9 protein-coding genes are annotated in these 6,559 nt (G+C 60.1%); 5 read left to right on the forward strand and 4 right to left on the reverse strand.

What is annotated here, in order from left to right; translation table 11 throughout:
- Positions 1–9 precede the first annotated feature (9 nt).
- Together H292_RS0122205 and H292_RS0122210 are read left to right on the forward strand one after the other, a co-directional pair.
- Complete coding sequence (locus H292_RS0122205) at positions 10–864, forward strand: ParA family protein (RefSeq protein WP_020112789.1); 855 nt, start codon at positions 10–12, stop codon at positions 862–864.
- Positions 861–1,361: a hypothetical protein gene (locus tag H292_RS0122210; protein ID WP_020112790.1), complete on the forward strand. Its 501-nt coding sequence runs from the start codon at positions 861–863 to the stop codon at positions 1,359–1,361. Before H292_RS0122205 ends, H292_RS0122210 begins: the two co-directional genes overlap by 4 nt.
- Positions 1,362–1,563: 202 nt before the next feature.
- Here the strand turns inward: H292_RS0122210 and H292_RS0122215 are convergent, their stop codons facing one another.
- Positions 1,564–2,028, reverse strand: coding sequence for a DUF6194 family protein (locus tag H292_RS0122215; protein WP_020112791.1), 465 nt, complete (start codon positions 2,026–2,028; stop codon positions 1,564–1,566).
- Between the two features lie 25 nt (positions 2,029–2,053).
- Complete coding sequence (locus H292_RS0122220; protein WP_155949807.1) at positions 2,054–2,212, reverse strand: hypothetical protein; 159 nt, start codon at positions 2,210–2,212, stop codon at positions 2,054–2,056.
- A gap of 170 nt (positions 2,213–2,382) precedes the next feature.
- On the opposite strand from H292_RS0122220, the gene H292_RS27725 reads away from it, so the two are divergent.
- Positions 2,383–3,339, forward strand: coding sequence for a hypothetical protein (locus tag H292_RS27725; RefSeq protein WP_155949808.1), 957 nt, complete (start codon positions 2,383–2,385; stop codon positions 3,337–3,339).
- The gene (locus H292_RS0122230) at positions 3,336–3,908 is read left to right on the forward strand and encodes a hypothetical protein (protein WP_020112794.1); all 573 of its coding nucleotides are present in this window, start codon (positions 3,336–3,338) and stop codon (positions 3,906–3,908) included. The genes H292_RS27725 and H292_RS0122230 overlap by 4 nt, the downstream gene beginning before the upstream one ends.
- Positions 3,909–3,955: 47 nt before the next feature.
- Here the strand turns inward: H292_RS0122230 and H292_RS0122235 are convergent, their stop codons facing one another.
- Positions 3,956–4,570 carry a uracil-DNA glycosylase gene (locus H292_RS0122235; RefSeq protein WP_020112795.1) on the reverse strand — a complete coding sequence of 205 codons (615 nt, stop codon included), beginning with the start codon at positions 4,568–4,570 and terminating at the stop codon, positions 3,956–3,958.
- A 342-nt stretch (positions 4,571–4,912) separates the two neighbouring features.
- Between H292_RS0122235 and H292_RS27355 the strand changes: the two genes are divergently transcribed.
- Positions 4,913–6,220, forward strand: coding sequence for a hypothetical protein (locus H292_RS27355; protein WP_155949809.1), 1,308 nt, complete (start codon positions 4,913–4,915; stop codon positions 6,218–6,220).
- 65 nt (positions 6,221–6,285) lie between these two features.
- Here H292_RS27355 and H292_RS0122245 read toward each other — a convergent pair.
- Positions 6,286–6,559, reverse strand: a 274-nt coding sequence (locus tag H292_RS0122245) for an integrase core domain-containing protein (RefSeq protein ID WP_155949786.1), incomplete at its 5' end; no start/stop codon positions are given.

Here is a 6,559-nt window from a genome sequence, read left to right on the forward strand (position 1 = left end):
TGGTGCTGCATGGCCAAGGTGATCACGACCATCAGCTTGAAGGGCGGGGTGGGGAAAACCACCGTGACGGCTGCCCTGGCGGAATTCATGTCGATGGAGTTCGGTCAGCGCGTGCTGCTGATTGACCTGGATTCACAGATCAATCTGACGACCATGCTCATCGGTGAAGAGCGTTGGTTCGAACTGAACCAAGAAGGCCTCACGATCGCGACGATCTTTCGGGATGCGATCGACGGGACGTCGAATTTCGATATCAAGGGCTCCATTCAACGATCGGTTTCCACCGTCAGAGGTGGTCACCGAGTCGATCTCCTGCCTTCGTCGCTGGATTTGATCGGGTTGCAGGAGCAGTTGAGTGCACTGAGGATCAACAGCGGATCGCCAACGGCGGGTGTCGACATCCTCGGGAACGCCCTGCGACCGGTGCTCGGTGACTACGACTACGTGTTGATCGACTGCCCGCCTAACGTCGGCCCCATCACGCTCAACGGCCTTGCCTTTGCGGACGGCTACATCATCCCGACGATCCCGGATGTGCTTTCCACCTACGGTATCCCGCAGATTCAGACCCACATCGCGAAGTTCGGAGATCAGCTCGATCGCAGAATCGTCGAGTTGGGGCTGGTGATCACGAAGTTCAAGTCCAATTCTGCGATTCACAAGACTATGGTGAAATCGTTGCGTCGAGATGCCCACATTCAGAATGTGCTGCCCGTGTACCTCGCAGAGTCCAACGCGATCGCTGCCGCCGCAGTGCACAAAACTTTCGGAACCCTCAAAGTGAAATACGGCAGCACTGGGCAGTACGACCAATTGCGTGAAATCACCCAGCACATCCTCACGGAAGCACAGGCAAAACTATGACCGATGTGGATACCCGGCAGCGAGTCGACAACCAGGAGTTGGGCGGCGCGCTGCTCAAGTTAAGTGCCAAGGATGCAAGCGCCGCGTCGTTACTGACCAAGCTATTCCAGGTTGTGGCGGACGAGGCAGCCCGCACACCTCGCTTCGCGAAAGCGCTCGTCGATGCAGTCGGTGCGGTAGCAGTTGTTGGTCAAGACGGTGTCGCCCTCGAACCGGTACGCCCAGCGACACCGCCCAAGAAGCGAGCAGCTCCGCGAAAGACCGTTGCGCGGAAGGCGGGCGAATTCGATCCCTTCCAGGTGTTCGACTCCGACGGGGTAGACGGGCTGCGCAGCAGGTTGATTCCCCTGAGCATCGATCAACTACGCGACATCATCGCGGAGCAGGAGATGGACCCCCATCGCGAAGCCGCGCGCAAACGTAAGCAGGAAGTATTGGTGGATTGGACAATCGAGGCGGTCAAGTCCCTGTCGTCAAAGGGGAGCGTATTTCGCTGAGTGCGATCGTGTGACACCCAGGGCCTGCGGCCTTTGCAGCGTGCGCTGTTCAGTTCCGGAGACCTGAGTTGGAACCGATCAGCACCCGGCTGCGTCCAGGTAGTTTTCCGGGCCGAGCTGAATGCACTTCGTCGACGGTGCCACTGGGACGTGGGTGCCATCCGAAGCTGATTTGCCGTTGTTCTTCCGAGTCGGATTTTCGTCATCTCTGCCGATGCTCGACGCGTCGTCGGTCATCGAGATGTGCGCCGCGCAGAGCATCCAGCGTGCGATCGAGCGTTGACTCGCCGGGATTCACCACGCAGACCCAGCCGTACGCGCCGTACAGCGGGTGCGGGTTGAACACGTCCGCGGTGCTGTAGTCCACGGTTGCCGCATCGATGTCGCCCGGCGCGTAGCCGATCAGGTCGGTGAAGGCACGCGATCCGACGTGGATGTTCACTCGCCAGCGATCAGGTGAATCGAGACGAGAAGCCGCATCGTCCGGATAGTCCTTGGTCACGATCGTCGCGTATGGCTGACGGTTGTTCGGAACCTGGCCGTCGGGCACGTAATAGAAGAAGTGATCGCCCCACGAGATCTGGGGATGCTCGCTCCCCGGCTCGGGTGCGAGTTCGAGGACGCCGTCCAAGGTCCGCAGTTCTGTCAGGATCTGCTGCATCGACATTGGTCCAGTATCTGCTCCTTCGCCTTCAGGCGTTTCGTTGAGGTAGTGCCGGCCTCTCGACGACGGTGACCTCTGTGGCGCCCTGATCGCGAAACCACTGCTGCAGTTCCTCACCGTCGATGATGTGAGGTTCGTCGAGTCCGACGTCGACAGATTCGACGACGACGCCGCGCCTGCCTGTCACAATCGCGTTTCCCAGTGCCCGACCTCCGGCGCGACCTGACTGCTTGAGCACGTTTTCCCGTAACCCCGTCTTACCTGCAACAAAACCCAACTGTCTGCGAAAGGCGCGACGCTGTGCAACCGTGGAGAGGCGGTCGGGGATCCGAACACTGTGAAGTCGAAGGAGTGCCGGTGATTGATTCTCTCGAACCCAGCAAGAGTTTTTTCGTACTCTGGGATGGCAGTCCGGAGGGATTGGACCCCGACGAACGCCAGGCGATGATCGACGCGACGGCCGACGGAAGGTTGTACGACAGCTCCTGGAGTTTCGGTCGTGGATACGGCAGTCCGCTTGCAGGTGACCGAGTATTTCTGTTGCGCACAGGAAATCTTAGGGGCGTCGTCGCCAGTGCCAGCATCACCAAGGACGGGGTCGTTATGGACGATCACTGGACCGGAACTGGAAAGCGAACCGCTTACGTCGATGTCACCTGGGACGTGATGGTCGGTGACGAAGATCGATTGACGATCGAGGAGCTACGTCAAGCTCTGCCGAAATTCAATTTTCCGGTACTCGGTTCCGGCAGGCGCATCTACGACCCGTCCGCAGCGTCGCTCGAAAACCTTTGGGGCGAGCACGTCGACGATCTGGGTCGTCGGACCCGAAATCCGTGGTTGGGTGGTCGACCCCAGTCCCGGCAACAGCGGGTATCTCGTCGAATTCCATTGCAGCGAAAAATGACCCCGAGCTACGACGTGGAATCGTTTGCTTCCTACCGAGCGCGCCGTGCCGAATCGGAACTGGTCGACCGTTTCGTTGCGCGATTACGTCCCGAGGGTTTGGACCTGAGTGGCTTTCAGCTGCAGGTCGAGGGTGTGAGTCGGCCGTTGCTGGTGGACCTGTTCGATCACACGAACAACGTCCTGTACGAAGCCAAGGCGTCGGCGTCACGAGAGGCAGTTCGAATGGCATTAGGGCAGCTGCTGGACTACCGCAGACACATCGAGACCAGTCCGTCGATATGCATGCTTCTACCCGATCGCCCGGCTGACGATCTAGTCGAGCTTTTGGGCGAGTACGGCGTCGGCTGCGTTTGCGAGGAATCGAACCGGTTCGAAGTTGTGCTGAAGTCAGCGGTCGCGGCGTGAGCGCCCCCGACAACGACGTCATCGGGAAACTGCTGGTCGCACACGCTGACTACGAAAGTACGGTGTCCGACTCGTACGACGAGGTTCTGTTCGACGTCGTAGCCAGAGTCGAGTGCGCGCGGAACATCGGTAAGGCCGACATTGGCGCTTTGCTCTTCTGGAAGCGACTCCGGGCCGATACTCCTTGGGCGATGGCGCTTCACACTATGCGCGACTCCGACGTCAGAGTCGTCACCGCCGCGATGTACGTGGCAGCAAATGATCTCTCGGTGGACGTCCCGACCGCTGCGGGTCGAGCGAGACAGGCGCTGATCGAATTGCCCGGATGCGTCAACGGCGGCGCGTTGCCCTCGGCGCTCATTCTCGCGGCTGCGCCGAGTCGAATGGCCATCTACGACAAACGGGCTCTCAAGGCGCTCGGGCTTCTCGGCTTGGCCGTCGACACGTCCAAGGGGTGGTATCGCGGATACATGACGACCGTCGAGAAGCTGCGGGTCGAGGTACGCAACCGTGGCAAGGATTGGTCTGCCCGCGACGTGGACAAGGCGCTTTTCCAACTGGGCAAATGATCAGGAGTCGGGCGTGGGCTTCGGGCGCTCTGTCGCCATGCGCGCCGTCATCGAAGCATCTGTGCGGCCTGTGCAATAGCTGCCTCGAAACGTTCGCGCCCGCCACCGGTGTTCAGTCCCCGTGCGGAACAGTGCGGAACTTTTCCTGGAACGACATAGAAGTCTCTCTGGATACTCGCGCGAGCCCAACCGTCTCGAGCGGCGGCGCCGAGCAATAGAACGATCTCGATGTTTGGGCACAGGTCGACGAATTCGGTCGTCCATCGCACGGACTGAGTTCGTTCTGCAGGAGTTGAACCGCCATTCTTGACGCCTGCGACGGGGAAGGGAACGACATTCCAGTGGACCACGTCCGCGTGTGAAACGCCTTGGCGCTCATATGCTTCACGGCAATTGCGAGCCGTACGGTCATTGTTGTCCAGGCTCAGCAGTCCGGAACCCGTTCCGCTCTCTGCCTTGGTGGAGGGGTTGTCAAGCAGCACCAACATTCGTGCGTTGATACCCCCTTGGTCTGGATCGACGTAGGGAATGTGGCCGTGCGGGAGGCCGACAGAATCCGCAATGGCGTCGGACAGGGCGTTCAACGGGCGGACGTGGGGATCCCGGATTCGCGCAATCTTGTCGGCGACTACAGCAGGGTCTGAGTTACGTCCGTTCGGCATGGAGACAGGATTGCACGCTGGTCCGACACGAGAGTCTTCCTCGACGCGGTACTCCCCACCGCGGCCCTCGTCAACGGAGCTTGTAGACACATGCCTTCGGACGTGCGTCACTCGGGAAATCGTAGCGGTGCGGCGGTCCCCAAGGCGGGAGTGACTTGGTACGCCGGTCCCGTAGGTTGGGTTCACCGGCGGATCGATGAGATGGAGTGATCGTGACCGACGATGGAACGACAGGCCCGGTTAGCAATGCGCGGGGAGTTGAGGAACTGTTCACGCTGTAACAAAACCGGGCAGTCGCCTATATTCGGGCGAATAGTTTCGTTTCGCTACAGGATGGACCACATGACAGACGAGTCACTGCCGACCCCGTATTCCGAAGATGACCAGGCTTTTCTGGCGAGCGCTGGAATCGCGGTCTCGGTTCAACCGGAAGGTGTTCTGGTGTCCGGCGACGACGCAGCCGTAGCCGGCTATCTCGCACGGATCAAGGACCTCGCCGGCGATGCGGTTCAGGTGTCTGGCGTGGACAAGACGTCGTTCACGTCGGCTGCTGCGGTGGCCGGCGCCGCTGCCACCAACGCCGTAGGCCAGGGTCAGTTTGTCCGACTCTCGCCCGAGAGCCTGAAGATGTTGCAGTCGTATCGAGTGATGCCCGGGACCGGCGGATACAACCGTATGACCGTCGTCGATGCGTCCCACAAGTTCCGTGGGCAGATGCAGTGGCAGAGCGTGTCGATGACGCCTACGCGTGCGCTGGGTGTTCAGTTGCTCGCAGTGCAGATTGCTCTGCAGACCGCGGTTCAGTCCGTTGCTGACGCAGTCGAGCGCGTCCAGGGCACTGTGGACAAGATCCTTGTTCTAGCACAGGCGTCGCAAGTGGGTGACGTGATCGGAAGCCACGAGGCGCTCTCGCGCATTGCGAAGGTTCAAGAAGAGACCGGGGCGTTGCCAACCGCAGACTGGGAATCCATCGCATCTTTGGGCCCAGTCCTCGAGGTCGGTATCGCGAGGTTGCGCGAGCATGCCAAGCGCACCGTAGCGGGCTTCGATTCACTGAAGCCGGTGCAGGATCGGGCGAGCTACCTCAAGGACGCCGTTGAGGACAAGCGGCTCGGAGAGACCCTGCAGCTTTTGGTGATTGCGGAGCAGTCGTTGTACCTGTGGCAGAAGATGCGCATCGAACGTGTCCGAGCTACTGAGCCGGAACATCTCGACACTGTTGTGCAGTCAGCGCGGGCATTGTTGCTGGAACACTTCGAGCGTGACGGCGATCTGCTCATCCACGCCAGAAGTGAGCTTGCCAATTACGCGACGGTCAAACCACTGGAGATCGTTCGATGGATCTCGACCAGTGACCTAATGCGTGACATTTCGTCCTTGCGTCAAGATCTCGACGACTTCGCGAGCGCCAGGGGCAGCCAGGTGGCCGGATGGATCGAGCACGAGGACCCGTCCATCTCGGATGCACTGGCGGAAGTGGGCAATCGCGCCAAGGCTGTCGGTGGCGCCGCTGTTGCTATCGGAAGCAAGGCCGCGGACATCGGTGCTAGTGGGCTCGGATGGCTTGGTCGTAACTTGCAGAGCGTGGCATCGAGTCGAGGCAAAGACGAGAGTTCCGAGGCAAAGCCCCCGATCGAGATCAAAGAGTAGGGACAGTACCGGCGGAAGTAGCTCTGATCTGCCGTGTGGATTTCGGACAGTGGAGATGACTATCGTCAGGCCGCGATTGCGGGCTGCTGGTAACTGTAGTGGACGTCGTTCGGGAAGCGGTATCCGAGCGCTGAATGTCGACGTCGCGGGTTGTAGAAACCTTCGATGTACTTGACAATGTCTTGTCGCGCTTTGGCTTTGGTGGAATAGATTGTTCGGTAGACACATTCGTTCTTGAGTGCCGCGAAGAAACTTTCGGCCATGCTGTTGTCCCAGCACACCCCGGTCCGTCCCATCGAGGACCGCATGCCCAGAGAACTCACCAGAGCCCGGTAGGCG

The sequence above is a fragment of the Rhodococcus sp. 114MFTsu3.1 genome, from assembly GCF_000383555.1.
In the GTDB taxonomy this organism is placed as follows: domain Bacteria; phylum Actinomycetota; class Actinomycetes; order Mycobacteriales; family Mycobacteriaceae; genus Rhodococcoides; species Rhodococcoides fascians_E.

Excerpts from the sequence above, each read along its gene's own strand:
- H292_RS27355 (WP_155949809.1), top strand. The coding sequence starts at position 4,913 with ATGACAGACGAGTCACTGCCGACCCCGTATTCCGAAGATGACCAGGCT.
- H292_RS0122215 (WP_020112791.1), bottom strand. The coding sequence starts at position 2,028 with ATGTCGATGCAGCAGATCCTGACAGAACTGCGGACCTTGGACGGCGTC.
- H292_RS0122205 (WP_020112789.1), top strand. The coding sequence starts at position 10 with ATGGCCAAGGTGATCACGACCATCAGCTTGAAGGGCGGGGTGGGGAAA.
- H292_RS0122210 (WP_020112790.1), top strand. The coding sequence starts at position 861 with ATGACCGATGTGGATACCCGGCAGCGAGTCGACAACCAGGAGTTGGGC.
- H292_RS0122235 (WP_020112795.1), bottom strand. The coding sequence starts at position 4,570 with ATGCCGAACGGACGTAACTCAGACCCTGCTGTAGTCGCCGACAAGATT.